The organism is Ruegeria sp. BE10, assembly GCF_056538905.1.
Map to the genome: position 1 here is coordinate 64,711 of NZ_JBQFTX010000008.1, position 14,660 is coordinate 79,370.

19 protein-coding genes are annotated in these 14,660 nt (G+C 60.0%); 11 read left to right on the forward strand and 8 right to left on the reverse strand.

Features of this window, described 5'->3' with window-relative positions:
• Positions 1–67 precede the first annotated feature (67 nt).
• Positions 68–1,405 carry a FliI/YscN family ATPase gene (locus tag ACR0M2_RS16630; protein WP_480706112.1) on the reverse strand — a complete coding sequence of 446 codons (1,338 nt, stop codon included), beginning with the start codon at positions 1,403–1,405 and terminating at the stop codon, positions 68–70.
• Positions 1,406–1,492: 87 nt separating this feature from the next.
• Between ACR0M2_RS16630 and ACR0M2_RS16635 the strand changes: the two genes are divergently transcribed.
• The 9 genes from ACR0M2_RS16635 to ACR0M2_RS16675 are packed head-to-tail and all read left to right on the forward strand — an operon-like array spanning position 1,493 to position 6,050.
• Positions 1,493–1,879 (forward strand): FlgB family protein, encoded by a 387-nt coding sequence (locus tag ACR0M2_RS16635; RefSeq protein ID WP_170413349.1) that lies wholly within the window; start codon positions 1,493–1,495, stop codon positions 1,877–1,879.
• Between the two features lie 12 nt (positions 1,880–1,891).
• A complete protein-coding gene (flgC, locus tag ACR0M2_RS16640; protein ID WP_170379299.1) occupies positions 1,892–2,278 on the forward strand; it encodes a flagellar basal body rod protein FlgC in 387 nt (128 codons plus the stop codon).
• Positions 2,279–2,289: 11 nt separating this feature from the next.
• On the forward strand, positions 2,290–2,580 hold the full coding sequence (fliE, locus tag ACR0M2_RS16645; RefSeq protein WP_480706114.1) for a flagellar hook-basal body complex protein FliE: 291 nt from the start codon (positions 2,290–2,292) through the stop codon (positions 2,578–2,580).
• A 4-nt stretch (positions 2,581–2,584) separates the two neighbouring features.
• Entirely contained in the window at positions 2,585–2,857 is a 273-nt protein-coding gene (locus ACR0M2_RS16650; protein ID WP_480706116.1) for a flagellar biosynthetic protein FliQ, read from the forward strand.
• Positions 2,857–3,567, forward strand: a complete 711-nt coding sequence (locus ACR0M2_RS16655) for a flagellar hook-basal body complex protein (protein WP_170361880.1) — start codon at positions 2,857–2,859, stop codon at positions 3,565–3,567. The genes ACR0M2_RS16650 and ACR0M2_RS16655 overlap by 1 nt, the downstream gene beginning before the upstream one ends.
• Before the next feature lie 22 nt (positions 3,568–3,589).
• Positions 3,590–4,375: a flagellar basal-body rod protein FlgG gene (gene flgG, locus ACR0M2_RS16660; RefSeq protein WP_480706118.1), complete on the forward strand. Its 786-nt coding sequence runs from the start codon at positions 3,590–3,592 to the stop codon at positions 4,373–4,375.
• Positions 4,375–4,791, forward strand: coding sequence for a flagellar basal body P-ring formation chaperone FlgA (gene flgA, locus ACR0M2_RS16665; RefSeq protein ID WP_480706120.1), 417 nt, complete (start codon positions 4,375–4,377; stop codon positions 4,789–4,791). Before flgG ends, flgA begins: the two co-directional genes overlap by 1 nt.
• The gene (flgH, locus tag ACR0M2_RS16670) at positions 4,791–5,522 is read left to right on the forward strand and encodes a flagellar basal body L-ring protein FlgH (protein WP_438826490.1); all 732 of its coding nucleotides are present in this window, start codon (positions 4,791–4,793) and stop codon (positions 5,520–5,522) included. The genes flgA and flgH overlap by 1 nt, the downstream gene beginning before the upstream one ends.
• A gap of 12 nt (positions 5,523–5,534) precedes the next feature.
• Positions 5,535–6,050 carry a flagellar basal body-associated protein FliL gene (locus tag ACR0M2_RS16675; protein ID WP_170399462.1) on the forward strand — a complete coding sequence of 172 codons (516 nt, stop codon included), beginning with the start codon at positions 5,535–5,537 and terminating at the stop codon, positions 6,048–6,050.
• 22 nt (positions 6,051–6,072) lie between these two features.
• On the opposite strand, the gene ACR0M2_RS16680 is transcribed toward ACR0M2_RS16675, so the two are convergent.
• From ACR0M2_RS16680 to ACR0M2_RS16710, 7 genes are all read right to left on the reverse strand, one after another.
• Positions 6,073–6,459 carry a hypothetical protein gene (locus ACR0M2_RS16680; protein WP_480706122.1) on the reverse strand — a complete coding sequence of 129 codons (387 nt, stop codon included), beginning with the start codon at positions 6,457–6,459 and terminating at the stop codon, positions 6,073–6,075.
• The gene (gene flhB, locus ACR0M2_RS16685; protein ID WP_480706124.1) at positions 6,456–7,544 is read right to left on the reverse strand and encodes a flagellar type III secretion system protein FlhB; all 1,089 of its coding nucleotides are present in this window, start codon (positions 7,542–7,544) and stop codon (positions 6,456–6,458) included. The genes ACR0M2_RS16680 and flhB overlap by 4 nt, the downstream gene beginning before the upstream one ends.
• Entirely contained in the window at positions 7,541–8,314 is a 774-nt protein-coding gene (locus ACR0M2_RS16690; protein WP_425082238.1) for a flagellar biosynthetic protein FliR, read from the reverse strand. The genes flhB and ACR0M2_RS16690 overlap by 4 nt, the downstream gene beginning before the upstream one ends.
• Positions 8,311–10,398, reverse strand: coding sequence for a flagellar biosynthesis protein FlhA (flhA, locus tag ACR0M2_RS16695; RefSeq protein WP_480706126.1), 2,088 nt, complete (start codon positions 10,396–10,398; stop codon positions 8,311–8,313). The genes ACR0M2_RS16690 and flhA overlap by 4 nt, the downstream gene beginning before the upstream one ends.
• A 9-nt stretch (positions 10,399–10,407) precedes the next feature.
• The gene (locus tag ACR0M2_RS16700; protein ID WP_480706128.1) at positions 10,408–11,103 is read right to left on the reverse strand and encodes a lytic transglycosylase domain-containing protein; all 696 of its coding nucleotides are present in this window, start codon (positions 11,101–11,103) and stop codon (positions 10,408–10,410) included.
• Between the two features lie 73 nt (positions 11,104–11,176).
• Positions 11,177–11,605 carry an Lrp/AsnC family transcriptional regulator gene (locus ACR0M2_RS16705; RefSeq protein ID WP_170379279.1) on the reverse strand — a complete coding sequence of 143 codons (429 nt, stop codon included), beginning with the start codon at positions 11,603–11,605 and terminating at the stop codon, positions 11,177–11,179.
• 36 nt (positions 11,606–11,641) lie between these two features.
• Positions 11,642–12,874 (reverse strand): MFS transporter, encoded by a 1,233-nt coding sequence (locus tag ACR0M2_RS16710; protein ID WP_170351895.1) that lies wholly within the window; start codon positions 12,872–12,874, stop codon positions 11,642–11,644.
• 197 nt (positions 12,875–13,071) lie between these two features.
• Between ACR0M2_RS16710 and ACR0M2_RS16715 the strand changes: the two genes are divergently transcribed.
• Together ACR0M2_RS16715 and ACR0M2_RS16720 are read left to right on the forward strand one after the other, a co-directional pair.
• Complete coding sequence (locus ACR0M2_RS16715) at positions 13,072–13,686, forward strand: ribonuclease D (RefSeq protein ID WP_170552350.1); 615 nt, start codon at positions 13,072–13,074, stop codon at positions 13,684–13,686.
• The gene (locus ACR0M2_RS16720) at positions 13,683–14,645 is read left to right on the forward strand and encodes a KpsF/GutQ family sugar-phosphate isomerase (RefSeq protein ID WP_170361891.1); all 963 of its coding nucleotides are present in this window, start codon (positions 13,683–13,685) and stop codon (positions 14,643–14,645) included. The genes ACR0M2_RS16715 and ACR0M2_RS16720 overlap by 4 nt, the downstream gene beginning before the upstream one ends.
• Positions 14,646–14,660 lie beyond the last annotated feature (15 nt).

The following is a 14,660-nucleotide window of genomic DNA, read 5'->3' on the forward strand; positions in this document are numbered from 1 at the left end:
ACCCAACTACAGGGGTAGCCGGGCAGGTCTTAAGGTGGCCTTAACACTTAAAACTGTCCCGATTTCGCTAGCGCGGCAAGTTGGCGTTGGCCCGCCGCAGGATCAGTTGCAGGAGGTTGAAGCTGTTTTTGATTCCATCTGGCTCGGGTTTGCCAAAGAACGCGTCCAGTTCCTCATGCACGCGCACGGCCTGATCCAGCAGCGGGTCTGCGCCTTCGGCATAAAGCCCGGCCTTGATCATGACCTCGGATTGTTCATAGCTGCCGACCAGTTTGCGGGTTTCCGAGATCAATTGGTTTTCCTCTGCGGTGGCCGCCCCCGGCAGGCTGCGCGAAACCGAACGGCTGAGGTCAATGGCCGGAAACCGCCCGCGCTCGGCAATGTCGCGGCTCAGCACGATATGCCCGTCCAGAACCCCGCGCAGGATGTCAGCCACTGGTTCATCCATATCCGAACCCGCGACCAGAACGCTGAACACGGCGGTGATATCACCTTGGCCCGCCGCTCCGGGACCCGCGCGTTCACACAACCCGGCAATCAGCGGCGTGACCGAAGGTGGGAAACCCCGCAACGAAGGCGCTTCGCCCATGGCAACGGCGATTTCGCGGTGCGCCTCGGCAAATCGCGTCACCGAATCGGCCAGAAACAATACGTTCAGCCCCTGATCGCGCAGATACTCGGCCACCGACATTGCCGACCAGGCGCAACGCCTGCGGGCAAGCGCCGATTGGTCGGACGTGGCCGCGACAACGACCGAGCGTTTCATCCCCTCTGCCCCCAACGCATGTTCGACAAACTCGTTCACCTCGCGCCCGCGTTCGCCCACCAGTGCCACGACAACGGCATCCGCCTGCATCGATTTCGCGAGCGTTGCCAGCAAGGTGGATTTTCCGACGCCCGATCCGGCGAAAAGACCGATGCGCTGACCCTGGACCACGGGCAGCATCGTGTTGAGCATCGCTAAACCGGTCTCCATCCGTACGCCCAGCGGTTTACGTGCCACAGCGGGCGGCGGAGCACGCATGATGTCCTGCTCATGTGCGCCCGAAAGCAGAGGTTTCCCGTCCAGCGGTTTGCCAAAGGGATCGACCAGGCGCCCCAGCCAGTGCATGCCGGGTGCGAAAGCGGATGTCTGGTCCAGAATCACCCGGTCACCAAGGCACACCCCATCCGGCGCGGCGGTTGGCATCATGCGAATCCCGTCGGTCTCGACATGAAGCACTTCGCCCGGCAGATCCGGGCCATTACGACGCCGCAATGTCAGGTGGTCACCGATTCGCGCCTGCCCTTCAAGGCCTTGTATTTCAATGACTCCGCGCGCCACGCCGGTAACGCGGCCCATATGGCGCACAGCAGACAGACGGTCGAATTCACACTTCAGAAGCATCGGGTCGAGATCGGACATCGTGGGTTCTCCAATGGGTTTCTGCAAACGCTTTCTAAAGGAATCGGGGTTAAGCCTTGATTGAAATTGATCGAGGGAGAAGCCCCGATGTTCTATGACCTGAACGTCTTTAAAGCAGCGTACGCAATGGCAACCCATGCCGGACAACGGCAGGCAGTGATTGCGCACAACATGGCCAATGCAGATACGCCCGGCTATCAGCCCCGCGATATCGAGGGTTTTCAGAAAGCATTCGAAAAATCAGACCGTCAGGTTTCGATGACCGCCACCCGCGCGGGTCATCTGAACGGCGCCACCGCCCCACAGCCCTGGGCCGAGTTTGAGGTTGCGCCCTCGGGCGATCCAAACGGCAATGGAGTGTCTGTCGAGGAAGAGATGTTCAAAGCTGTCGAGGTCAAGCGTCAGCACGACCGCGCGCTGACCATTTACAAATCCTCGATGAACATCCTGCGCAGCAGCCTTGGCCGGTCATAAGGAGTGTAAGACATGAGCGATTTTTCCCATTCCCTAGCCGCCTCAACCAATGCTCTGCGTGCGCAATCAGCCCGCCTGCGGCATGTGTCCGAGAATATCTCGAACGCCGATACGCCAGGTTATCGCCGCAAAACCGTGCCGTTTGAGACGGTGCAAAAGAACGGACAAGAGGTGGTGCAGGCCGGGCGCGTCAAACTGGATCGCCGCGAGGGTTCGCGCATTTATGACCCCGGTCACCCGATGGCGGATGAAACCGGCCATTACCGTGGCTCGAATGTCGATCTGATGATCGAAATCGCAGACGCACGTGAGGCGCAGCGCAGCTATGAGGCCAATCTCAAGATGTTCGACCAGTCACGCCAGATGTCGTCGAGCTTGATGGAACTTCTCAGAAAATAAAGGACACCAGAATGGATATCCGATCCCTGACCGCGGTGCAGAACTATGCTGTCGCCCGCCCGGCCACGCAGGCCGATCCTGATCACGCCGGATTGGCGCAAGGGCTGCACAGTACGTTTCAGGACTTTACAGCGACGCTGAAGCATTCCGAGCAAATGTCGCAGGCCGCCATGACCGGCCAGGCCGATCCCCACGCTCTGGTACAGGCACTGGCACAGACCGAGCTGGCCGTGGAAACGGCGGTCATTGTCCGCAACAAGGTGGTTGAGGCGTATCAGGAAATCCTGCGGATGCCGGTCTGATAGGATGCTCAGCGAAGGTCTCTTCTATGACATTGTGCGCCAGGCGCTGTGGGTCGCGGTCATTACCTCGGTTCCTATCCTGGCGGTGGCGCTGGTGTCGGGCCTGATCGTGGGTCTGTTTCAGGCGCTGACCTCGGTACAGGAAATGACACTGACCTTCGTGCCCAAGCTGATCGCCATCGTCATCGTGTTCTGGATCTCGATGGGGTTCATGACCCAGATGCTGGTGACGTTTTTCACCACAACCCTCATCCCATTGATCGCCGGAGGTCGCTGATGGATACCGCCTATACCACTTTGTCCCGTCAATCGGGCCTGATGAATGAAATGCGGCTGGTGGCGAATAATATCGCCAATGCCAACACCACCGGATATCGCGCGCAGGGTCTGGTGTTTTCCGAGTTTGTCCGCGACTTGCCGGGCAACCCGTCCCTGTCCATGGCACGGGCCGAGGCGCGCAACACCTCATTGCAGCAGGGCCTGCTGACGGAAACCGGCGGCCAGTTTGATTTTGCCATCGAAGGTGATGGGTTTTTCATGGTCGAAACGCCATCCGGCAACAGGCTGACCCGGGCCGGAGCGTTCTCACCCAGTGCCGAGGGTGATTTGGTCACGATGGACGGCCACCGGGTGCTGGACAGCAACGGCGCACCTGTTTTCATCCCGCCGGATGCTGCGTCGATTGACGTTGGCAGCGATGGCACACTGAGTATCGAGGGGCAATTGCTGGGGCAGATCGGCGTCTATCGTGTGGCCGATCCCAAAACGCTGGTGCGTGAAGGCAGCACACAGTTCCGCGCCGAGGGCGAAATTGACCCGGTCGAAAACCCAGTGGTGCTGCAGCGTTTTCTCGAAGGGTCCAACGTCAATGCGGTCGAGCAGGTGACCCGGCTGGTGGAAATCCAGCGCGCCTATGAGCTGGGCCAAAGCTTTCTGGAAACCGAAGACGAACGTCTGCGCGGCGCGCTCAAGGCGCTGATGCGTTGATTTGTGAAAAGGAGATTTTGACATGCGAGCATTGAAAATCGCGGCTACGGGCATGGCCGCGCAGCAGATGCGGGTCGAGACGATCTCGAACAATCTGGCGAACACGAACACTACTGGCTACAACGCCCGCCGGGCTGAGTTCGCGGATTTGCACTATCAACAAATGGCGCGGGCCGGGGCGGTGAAGGCCAATGACGGCACCGTTCTGCCCACCGGTATTCAGCTGGGTCTGGGTGTGCGTCCGGCGGCTGTCACGGTGCAACTGGCGCAAGGCGGATTGTCGGCCACCGGGAGCGATCTGGACGTGGCCATCGAAGGGCGTGGTTATCTTGAAGTAACGCTGGCCAATGGTCAGTCGGGCTATACCCGCGATGGCAGCCTGAAACGATCCGCCGAGGGGTTGATTGTCACATCAGACGGTTTTGCCGTCGCGCCCGAGATCACCATTCCTGACGATGCCCGGTCGATCTCGATCAACGCTGCGGGCGAAGTTTATGCCTATTTCGACGACACGGCAGACGGGCAGCTGTTGGGTGAGCTGACGCTGGCCAGTTTCTCGAACGCCAAGGGGCTTGAGGCGATTGGCAGCAATCTTTTCAAGGAAACCGAAGCCTCAGGCGCACCCGTGGTCGGCACACCGGGTGAGGATGGTCTGGGCACGCTGCGGCAAGGCTATCTTGAGGACAGCTCGGTCGATGCGGTGCGCGAAGTGACCGAACTGATCGAGGCGCAACGGGGATATGAGATGAATGCCAAGGTCATTTCCGCCGTCGACCAGATGATGGGCGCAACCACACAGGTGCGGTGATGCGGTTTCTGGTTTTGATATTGGCCCTTTTGGTGCCGGCCTCGGTACAGGCTGAAATCGTAGTGCCGACTCGCACTATTCGCGCCAAGGAAATCATCTCGGCGACTGATCTGGATCTTAAGGCCCAGCAGGTGCCCGGCGCGATAACCACGCCTGAGTTTCTGATCGGGCAAGAGGCCCGCGTCGCGCTGTATCCCGGACGCCCGATCCGTGAAGGCGATGTGGGTCCACCGGCCCTGGTGGATCGCAACGATCTGGTTATCCTGATCTTTGACCGCACACCGCTGTCGATCACCGCAGAAGGCCGCGCGCTGGGTCGTGGGGCCGCCGGGGATCGTATCCGGGTCATGAACCTGTCCTCCCGTACCACTGTGACGGGCCTTATCCGGCCCGACGGCCAAATCGAGGTAAAATGATGTCGCAACTTTCGAAATCTCTGTTGTTTGCCATTCTGGCGGTGTCAGCCTGTGGGCGCTTGGATCATCTGGGCAAACCGCCAAGCTTCACTCCGAACGAGGATTCCCCCGAACATGTCGCGATGTTGTGGCCGGGCCTGCCTTTGCACACTCAGCCGCAGCGCAATGTCGACCGGTCCTCACTTTGGAGCGGTGGGCAACAATCGCTGTTGGGCGATCAGCGGGCGATCAAAAAGGGGGATATCCTGACGGTCGTGATTGAGCTAGACGAAAAGGCCGAGTTTTCGAACGACACGGAACGCTCGCGGTCTGCTTCGGAAAGCCTTGGCATCGTCGGCCTGTTTGGCCTGCCACAGCGCGCGGCGGATCATCTGCCGGAAGGGGCATCGCTGGCGGACGCGGTCGAGATCGATTCCGCCTCAGAAAGCACGGGCGAAGGATCGGTTAAGCGCAAGGAAAAGCTGACGCTGCGTGTGGCCGCGACCGTGATCGACGTGCTGCCAAACGGGGTACTGTCGATTTCGGGCTCGCAGGAACTGCGCGTCAATTTCGAACTGCGCGAGCTTTTGGTGACGGGCTACGTGCGACCACAGGATATCTCGCGCAAAAACGAGATCACCTATGACAAGATCGCCTCGGCCCGCGTGTCTTATGGCGGGCGCGGACAGATCACTGACGTGCAGCAGCCGCGTTATGGCCAGCAGATCCTGGATGCTGTGCTGCCGTATTAAGGAGCGGATGTGATGAAGAAACTTCTACCCGTCGTATTCTTGCTGATCGGTCTGGGGGCCGGTATCGGTGCCGGAGTTGTGTTTGCGCCCTCCGGTGAACCGAAAGAGGCCGCAAAACAGGAAAAACCCAAGGCCAAGGCGGAAAAAACCAAAGAGAAATCCGCCAAGAAAAAGGACATTGCTGGGAAAAAGGACACGCAAAGCGACTATGAATACCTCAAACTGACCAAGCAGTTTGTGGTGCCCGTCGTCGATGCGGACCGGATCGCGGCGTTGGTCACCATGTCGCTGAGCCTTGAAATCACTCCTGGCATGACCGAAGCTTTCTACGCGCTTGAACCCAAACTGCGCGACGGTTTTTTGCAGGTCATGTTTGATCACGCTAATACCGGTGGTTTTGACGGCGCATTTACTGAATCGGACAATATGAGCGTTCTGCGCAAAGCGTTGCTGGAGACAGCGCGCAAGGATTTGGGCGATGATGTGTTTCAGGTCTTGATCATGAGCGTCAACCGTCAGGACGTTTGATTCTGACTGGGTTATACGCTGTTTAGTAGGGTGACGATATCCGGTGCTGGGCGCGTTTGTGCGCCTTTTTTGGGGCGTCTGACAGGTTGGTGACGGCTTGTTTGCGGCCAAAGGCCGTGCGCAGCGCGTTCATCGCCGACAGTTTTTGCGCCCGAATCCGCGCCAGTTCCATATTCAGCTGGCGGCGCGTGGCCGACTCCCAACCGTTCCACAACACATCGGTGCCAGTGACTCGGTACCCCTCGGCCGCGGCGCTGTGTTGGCGAGATTGCCGGACCTGCGCGTCCAGCCGCGCCAATTGCTGTTGCACGCGTGCTTCAGCCTCTAGCAGGGGGCGCAGGGCGTTGTATTCTTTTTGAAACACGGCCTCTGTAACGTTTTTCAGGTCTGATAGGGCGGCTTGTTTCATCTGACCTGTCCCTTGGCCTTTTTGCGCATCGCCTCTGCAAATCGGATGGCAGCAGCGACGGGGCGATAATGTTCTTCCGCGATTTCCTGTCCGATCTCGACGGCGGCATGCAGGGCGCGGGCCGTGGGCGGGTCGGAATGAATGGGAACACCAGTCTCAGCTGCCCGGGCTCGGATCGCTGCGGCCACCTCGTCCACGCCCTTGGCCACGCAAACAGGGGCTGACCCCGCCGTCCGGGCCCATTTCAAGGCCACCGCGTAATGGGTCGGGTTGACGATCACCACATCCGCCGAGGGTACGTCGGACATCATCTGGTTCGTGGCGATGTCCTGCGCGCGCTGGCGGCGTTGTTGTTTGACATGCGGGTCGCCCTCGGCATCCTTGGTTTCGTCCTGAATTTCCTTGCGCGACATCCGGTTCTTGCGAATATGCTCGGCATGTTGCCAAAGATAGTCGATCACCCCGATGGCAAGCGCCACGGTGATGACGATGAACAGGAAGCGAAACAGAAAATTCATCATCAGCATGACCGATGACCGCGCCGGAGCGGCGCTGGCGGACAGAATCTCGTTTAGGTTGGAGCGCAGAAACAGCGCCAGACAGGTGCCGTAGATCACCAGTTTCACAAAGCTCTTGGCGAATTCGAACAGGCCGCCGCGCCCGAATTTGTTTTTCGCATTCGAGATGATCGAGATGCGGGACAGTTTGGGTTTCAGCTTGCTGGGCGCAAAGATCAGCGCACGCTGGGCGATCAGGCTGAGCAGAACAGCGGCGGCGGGCACAGCAAACAGAACCGTGACGGACAACAGCGCCGTTTTGACCATCCCACCGACCGGGCTTGCGGCGGGCCCGTCGGTCAGCAAGGGAGCGATTGTGTCGGCCTGATCAATCATCACGACAAACAGGCTTCCCATATGTTGCACACCGAATTGCCCGGCCGCGAACAGGGCAATGAGGAACCCGGCATAAGCGGCAACCACGGACAGGTCGTTGGACTTGGCAACCTCACCCTTTTCGCGCGCTTTCTGGAGCTTCTGCGGCGTCGGCTCGTAGGACTTGTCGCTGTCGTCTTCGGACCCGCTCATCTTGGGTCCTCAAGCGGGTTCAGCATGAAGGCAAAAAAGGCATCAGACCAGACAGACAAGATCAGGGGCGTGCCCGCGAACAACAGGAACAGGCCTGCAAAAGTAATGGCCGGAGCGCCAACAAACGCCACCATCAGCTGCGGCATCGCGCGGTTGATGACGCCAAGCGCAAGGTTATAGATCAGCGAGGCGATCACGAAGGGCATAGCCAGCGCAAACGCCAACCCAAAACTGCGCGCAATTTGCTGCACCCCCCATTGCGACAGGTCCGGGGCCAGTATTGGGGTGCCCATTGGAAACAGCGTATAGCTGTGGATCAGAAACTGAGCGACGCGGATGTGCAGGCCGAGCAAAACCGCCAGTGTCAGGCCAGCCAGTGTCAGAAGATATCCCATCGCGGGCACGGGATCTGCAGCAGCTGGACCCAGAATCTGCGACAGCGAAGTTGCCTGCGCCGCAATCGATCCTGCCGTTTGCAGGGCCAGCACGAACAGTCGCAGCGACATACCCAAGGCCATCCCGATCAGCACTTCGGTCAGAACCAATCCTGCCATAGGCAACAGGCCGGGTGGGGCAACAGGCGCCGCAATCGCCGGTGTCACAATAAGGGTAAAGGCAGCCGCGATGCCGAATTTGACGCGGGTCGGAATGCTGCGCTCGCCAAAGGCGGGCAGCAGCGACACCATGGCCGAGACACGCAGGAAGACGGCAAAGAGGTGCCACAAACCCTCACCCAGCTGGGGCAAAAGCTCGGGCGGTAGCGCGATCACGCGGGCACCGTTCCAACCAGCGAAGGCCGCGCCTCGAGCCCGATTTCCTCGAACGACAGCACCGGGTTGGTTATGCCGCGCGCGTGCATGATGGTGCGCAGCAAACGGCGACGGCGGGTCGAGGTGACCAACGCCGGAAACAGCCCGTGATCGGCGGATTGCGCGACACTGTCGACCACGCCATCGGCCAGCTTGTTGAACAGGTTCGGCGGCAGCGCCACGTCGAGACCCGCTGCAGGCGCGTCGATCTGGTAGGTGGTGAAGGTATCCTCCCACTCCGGGGCCAGTTGGATCAGCGGGATCGATCCGTCTTCGCGTTTCATCTCGGCCACCAGTTGGAAACCCAATCGCTGCCGGACCAGTTCGCAGATGCCTTCGGGTTGGGTGGTGGTCAGCCGCGCCTCGGCCACGCTTTCCAGAATCAGCGCCATGTTGCGGATCGAGACCCGTTCGTCCAGCAGCAGACGCAGCACCGCATGTAGCGTGTCGATCGGTACCTTGTCGGGGATCAACTCGTCCAGAAGCTTGCGGTTAGCCTCGGCCCGAACCGGATCGCTGAGCCGTGTCATCTCGGATAACAGGCGGCGCAGGGATTTCAGCGTCATCAGGCGTGAGAAGTTCTGTTTGATGATCTCAAGCAGATGAGTGGCCAGAATCTCGGGCGGGGAAACGATAGTGGCCCCACTAAGCGCGGCGGCCTCTTGATCCTTGGGCAGAATCCAGCGGGCGGGGGCGCCATAGACGGGCTCGGTCACGTCATTACCCTCGGGCAGCATGTCGCGGTCATCCTGTACCAGCGCCAGTACCAGATCGGGGTTCAACACGCCGCGCGCCTGTTCGACGCCCTGGACCTTGACCACATAGGTGCCCATTGGCAGATCGGCGCGGTCGGTCAGGCGGATATCAGGCAGGATCAGGCCAAAGCTTGAGGCCACATAGGTCCGCATATTGGCGATGCGCGCGTCCAGCCCGGTGCCGGGGTTCAGGACCATGCTGACCAGATCGGGGGCAAACTCCAGATGCACATCGTCCAGGTCCAAAATATCGCCAATAGCCTGCGAGACCGGTGTGTCTTCCTGCGGTGTTGGGGCCAGCGCCTCTTCCGCTTCGGTCTTTTGCTTGCGATGGACGTTATAGGCCGCATAGCCCAGAACACCCGCCCCCAGGATGAATGGCAAAAAGGGCAGGCCAGGCACCAGCGCAAACAGCACCATCAACATGGCAACTGTTGCCAGGGCCGCTGGATGCCGGCCCAGCTGCGAGAAGATTGCGTTGTCGGTCGCCCCCTGCGTACCGCCGCGGGCCAGCAGCAGGGCTGACGCGATCGATATGATCACCGCCGGGATTTGCGACACCAGCCCGTCACCGACGGTCAGGATGGCGTAGGTCTCGAACGCGGATGAGATTGGCATCCCATGGACGATCACGCCCATGATCAAACCCATCACCAGGTTGAGCAACGTGATTAGCAGCCCGGCTATCGCATCGCCTTTGACAAATTTCGATGCCCCATCGAGAGAGCCGAAAAACGTCGTCTCTTGCTGCTCACGCTCGCGGCGTTCTTTAGCCTGTTGGTGGTCGATGGCCCCGGCGGACATGTCGCTGTCGATGGCGAGCTGTTTTCCCGGCATGCCGTCCAAGGCAAACCGCGCGCCGACCTCGGCCATGCGGGCAGCACCTTTGGTGATGACCATAAAGTTCACAATCAAAAGCACGCCGAACACCACCAACCCCAGAAAGATACTGCCGCCCATGACGAAGTCGGCAAAACCTTCGATCACGTCCCCAGCGGCATTGGGTCCCGTGTGCCCCTCTCCGATGATAAGCTTGGTCGAGGATACGTTCAGCGAAAGCCGCAGCATCAGCGAGGCCAAAAGGATTGTCGGGAAAGACGAGAAATCCAGCGGCCGTTCGATAAACAGCGTCAGCGTAAAGATCAGGATCGCCAGCGCGAACGAGGCTGCCAGGCCCACATCCAGCACCCAGGCAGGCATCGGCAGGATCATCATCACGATGACCGTCATCAGCGCCAGCGCCAGCAGCACGGTCGGAGAAAACAGGGAACGGGCGTCGATCTTGGGCACGCATGCCTCCTAGTTGAACGAGATAAAGGCGGTGGCAGTGCCCGAAGGCGGAACCAGCGACCCCAGCGCGCCACCACCCGGTTGCGGCAGATTGATCGGGATCAGAGGGGTTGCGGCGGTGGTAAACGGGTCGCGCGCGGCCCGTTCCGGGGCAGTGGGCAAGGATTGATCCAGTTGTGCCAGTACGGTCTGAAACCGGCCCGAGTAAGCATTGGCCAGCGATGGTGTGCGGGAATGATAGGCCCCAACGGCTGCGGGCCACGATCCAAGCTCGGCATACAGTTCATTCAGAAACCGGGCGGCGTAGGTGGCGTTTTCATCCGGGTCGAACATGGCGTCGATGGACCGGAATGCCTTGCCGTGCCAACGGTAATTGATCTGGAAACAGCCGATGTCAAAGCTGCGCTTGCCTGCTTTGAAAATGTCGAAAACGTAAGATTTCGCCTCAAACTCGGATGTGAACCAGTATCCTTGCCCTTCGACATTGATGGTCCAGGGCCAGGGTTCCAACTGCCCGTCCCGCAACCGCCCGGTTTCCACCCGCGCAATCGCGCGTAAGACATCCAGCGGTACACCCTGGGATTGGGCAGCGCGGCGCGCGGCTGCATCGCAAATGCCCGCCCCGCGGGCATCGGGCATAGCAAAGACCTGATGCGCCGCACATAGCGCAAACAAACTCAGGCCAAAGATCAAACTATGGGGCATTCTGCCGGTCCGGGATTCTGATCAGTCCCGGCCAAGCTAGTCCTGCTAGGGTTTACAGAGGGTTATCAGCCGTTCAGATTCGATCAATCCGGCGGCCGAAGACAACGCTGGTATTGGTTCGCAGCACGCCGGGGATCTTGGCCAGATCATCAACCAGAATATCCAGATCCTCGATCCGCGGGGCCTCGGCCGATAGCAGCAGGTCGAACTCGCCATTGATCGACAGGCAGAGCTTGACCTCGGGGTAAGCCTCAAGCCGATTGATGATACGCTTGGTTTCCTTTTGCTGCACTTCCAGCAGCACGACCACCTGTACGCGCGGGGCGTCTTCGGGGCTGTTCAGAACCACCGAATAGCCTGCGATCACGCCACGCTCTTCCATACGGCTGATGCGTTCATGCACGGTGGTTCGGGCCACGCCCAGCTTCGCGGCGATCTTGGTGGTCGATTCGCGAGCGTTGTGCTGCAGGGCGGCGATGATGCGACGGTCTAGCTGATCCATGATGCACCAAGGTGTAATGCACCGGGGCAGGGGGGCTCAAGACATGTCAGCATGTTCTTTTGAAACGGCTTTCCGGTCCGAACGCGGCCAGATCACAAGGGCCACCATAACCCCGGGGGCCGCGATAAGGGTCATCCAACCCAACGTTGCCGCCGTGCTGGTTGTGGTCATGATCCAGCCGGTCAGTGGATATAGCACCAGCCAGCAGGCGTGCGACAGGGTGAACTGGGCGGCAAACACGGCTGGTCGGTCTTCGGATCGGGTCGAGCGGGTCAGCAACCGGCCTGAAGGCGTCAGCGTGGCGGAATAGCCAAACCCGATGCAGGCCCAGAGTATTGCGAGACCGATCAGAGAGATCGGCATAGCCGCGAACAGGATGGCAGAGAGACCAATTGCCAGGGTTCCGAAAATGGCCCCGCCTAGCATAACGGTGCGGTCCATGAACCGATCTAACAGTTTGGGCAGGGCAAATGCGGCCAGCATCGAACCACCGCCGAACCCGGCCAACGCTATAGCCACAGCGCTTTCCGACAGGCCCAAATCGGACCGCACAATTACAACCGTATTGACGATAATCATCGCGCTGAGGGTCGCTGCTGTCCAAGTCAGGGCAAGTAATCCGCGCAGTCGGGGTGTGCTCAGGTAAAGACGAATGCCGCGTGTCGTACGGTCATAAATACCACGGCGTCTTGTCGGTTTGGGTGAGGGCAGGGCAACCGACACCACCAACAGTGCCGAGGCGATGAACCCCAGCCCCGTACCCCAGAACAGGCTGTCGAAACTGACGAACAGCAAAAGCGCTGCGGCCAGAGCAGGGCTGAGCAGGCTTTCAAGATCATAGGCAAGCCGCGACAGGGAGAGCGCCTTGGTATAGTCCTGCTCATCGGTCAGCACGTCGGGGATGGTGGCCTGAAACGCCGGGGTGAACCCGGCGGATGCGGATTGCAGGACAAAGATCAGCACGTAAACCTGCCAGATCTCGGTCACGAAAGGCAGACAGACCGCAACTGCCGCACGCACCAGATCCAACGTCACTAGCATCCGGCGGCGGTCGAGCCGCTCTGCGAAGGCTGCGGCAAGTGGGGCGACGACCACATAAGCCACCATCTTGATCGTCAGCGCGGTTCCCAACACCAGACTGGCCGCGCCACCTGCCAGATCATAAGCCAGTAGCCCCAACGCAATTGTCGCCAAACCGGTGCCCGTCAACGCAACGACCTGAGCCCCCAACAGATGGCGATAGGTGCGGATTCGCAGGACACTCAGCATCGGCGGTTCGGACCTTTTTTCAATTGGCGTCGCGTCAGGGCCTGCTTAATGCCAGACGCACGGTGGCCTTATCCATTTTCCTGTCAAAGCAGTTGGGGTCAAGAAATCCGCGCATGTTTGTCGCATTCTATTGATGGCGTTGAGTTTACGGGCCAAACCTCCTATCTCGGGGGCGATATCGCATAAAGGAAGACCCCGTGGCGAACCATCTTTATAAAAACGACCTGCCGGACGGGTTGGACCTGGGCCCTGTGGTGGCCATTGATTGCGAAACCATGGGGCTGAACCCGCATCGCGACCGCCTGTGCGTGATCCAGATGTCGGGCGGCGACGGCAACAGCCATATCGTGCAGGTTGAAAAGGGCCAGACGCAGGCACCAAACCTGTGCGCCATGTTGGAAAACCCCGACGTGTTAAAGCTATTCCATTTTGGACGGTTTGACATTGCCGCGATGTACCACACCTTTGGCGCACTGGCCGCGCCGGTCTATTGCACCAAGATCGCCAGCCGTCTGGTGCGCACCTATACCGACCGTCATGGCCTGAAGAACCTGTGTCAGGAGCTGATTGGTGTCGATATTTCGAAGCAGCAGCAGATGAGCGACTGGGGGGCCGAAACCCTGACCGACGCTCAGTTGGAATATGCGGCCTCGGACGTTCTGTACTTGCATCAGCTACGCGATGCGCTGGACGGGCGTTTGGCCCGCGAAGGCCGTGCCGAGATGGCACAGGCGTGTTTTGACTTCTTGCCGACGCGTGCGAAACTTGACCTCGCAGGCTGGCCCGAAACGGATATCTTTGCACACTCATGACTGATAACGAGTCCTTTCTGAGAACCGCCAAACAGGTCGTCACCGACGAGGCCCGCGCGCTGGACGTGCTGGCCGACAGTCTGGACGAGCACTTTGCCGAAGCCGTGCAGATGATCCTGCAGGCTCCGGGTCGCATCATCATCAGCGGCATCGGCAAATCCGGCCATATCGGTCACAAGATTGCGGCCACCCTGGCCAGCACCGGCACGCCTGCCTATTTCGTGCATCCGGCCGAGGCCAGCCATGGGGATCTGGGCATGGTCTCCAAAGGTGATGTTGTTGTGGCGATTTCCAATTCGGGCGAGGCACCGGAACTGGTAAACCTGCTGGCCTTTACCCGCCGCTTTGGCATTCCGCTGATCGGCCTGTCCAGCAAGCCGGAAAGCACGTTGATGAAGCAGGCCGATGTGCATCTGCTGATCCCGTCGCTGGGTGAGGCTTGCGGGTTCGGCATGGTGCCCTCGATCTCGACCACGCTGACATTGGCGATGGGCGATGCGTTGGCCATTGCGCTGATGAAATACCGCGACTTCCAGCCCGAGGATTTCCGCGCCTTCCACCCCGGCGGCAAACTGGGGGCGCAGCTGTCCACTGTGCGCGATCTGATGCATGCCGACCTGCCCGTGGTGCCTGTTGGCACCCCGATGAGCGAAGCCTTGCTGGTCATGAGCCAGAAAAGCTTTGGTGTCGTCGGCGTGACCGACGAGGCGGGCCGCCTGATGGGCATCGTCACGGATGGTGACTTGCGCCGGAACATGGAAGGGTTGCTGAACAGAACCACCGAAGAGGTGATGACCCGCAACCCGATGACCATCGCACCAAACGCTATGGCGGAAGAGGCGGTTGCGATCATGAACGATCGCAAGATCACCTCGCTGTTTGTAGTTGATCCCGAAGGACAGGGGCAGGCCGAGGGGCTGCTGCACATCCACGACTGCTTGCGCGTCGGTCTGGGCTAGGTAGGGGCTGAGCGG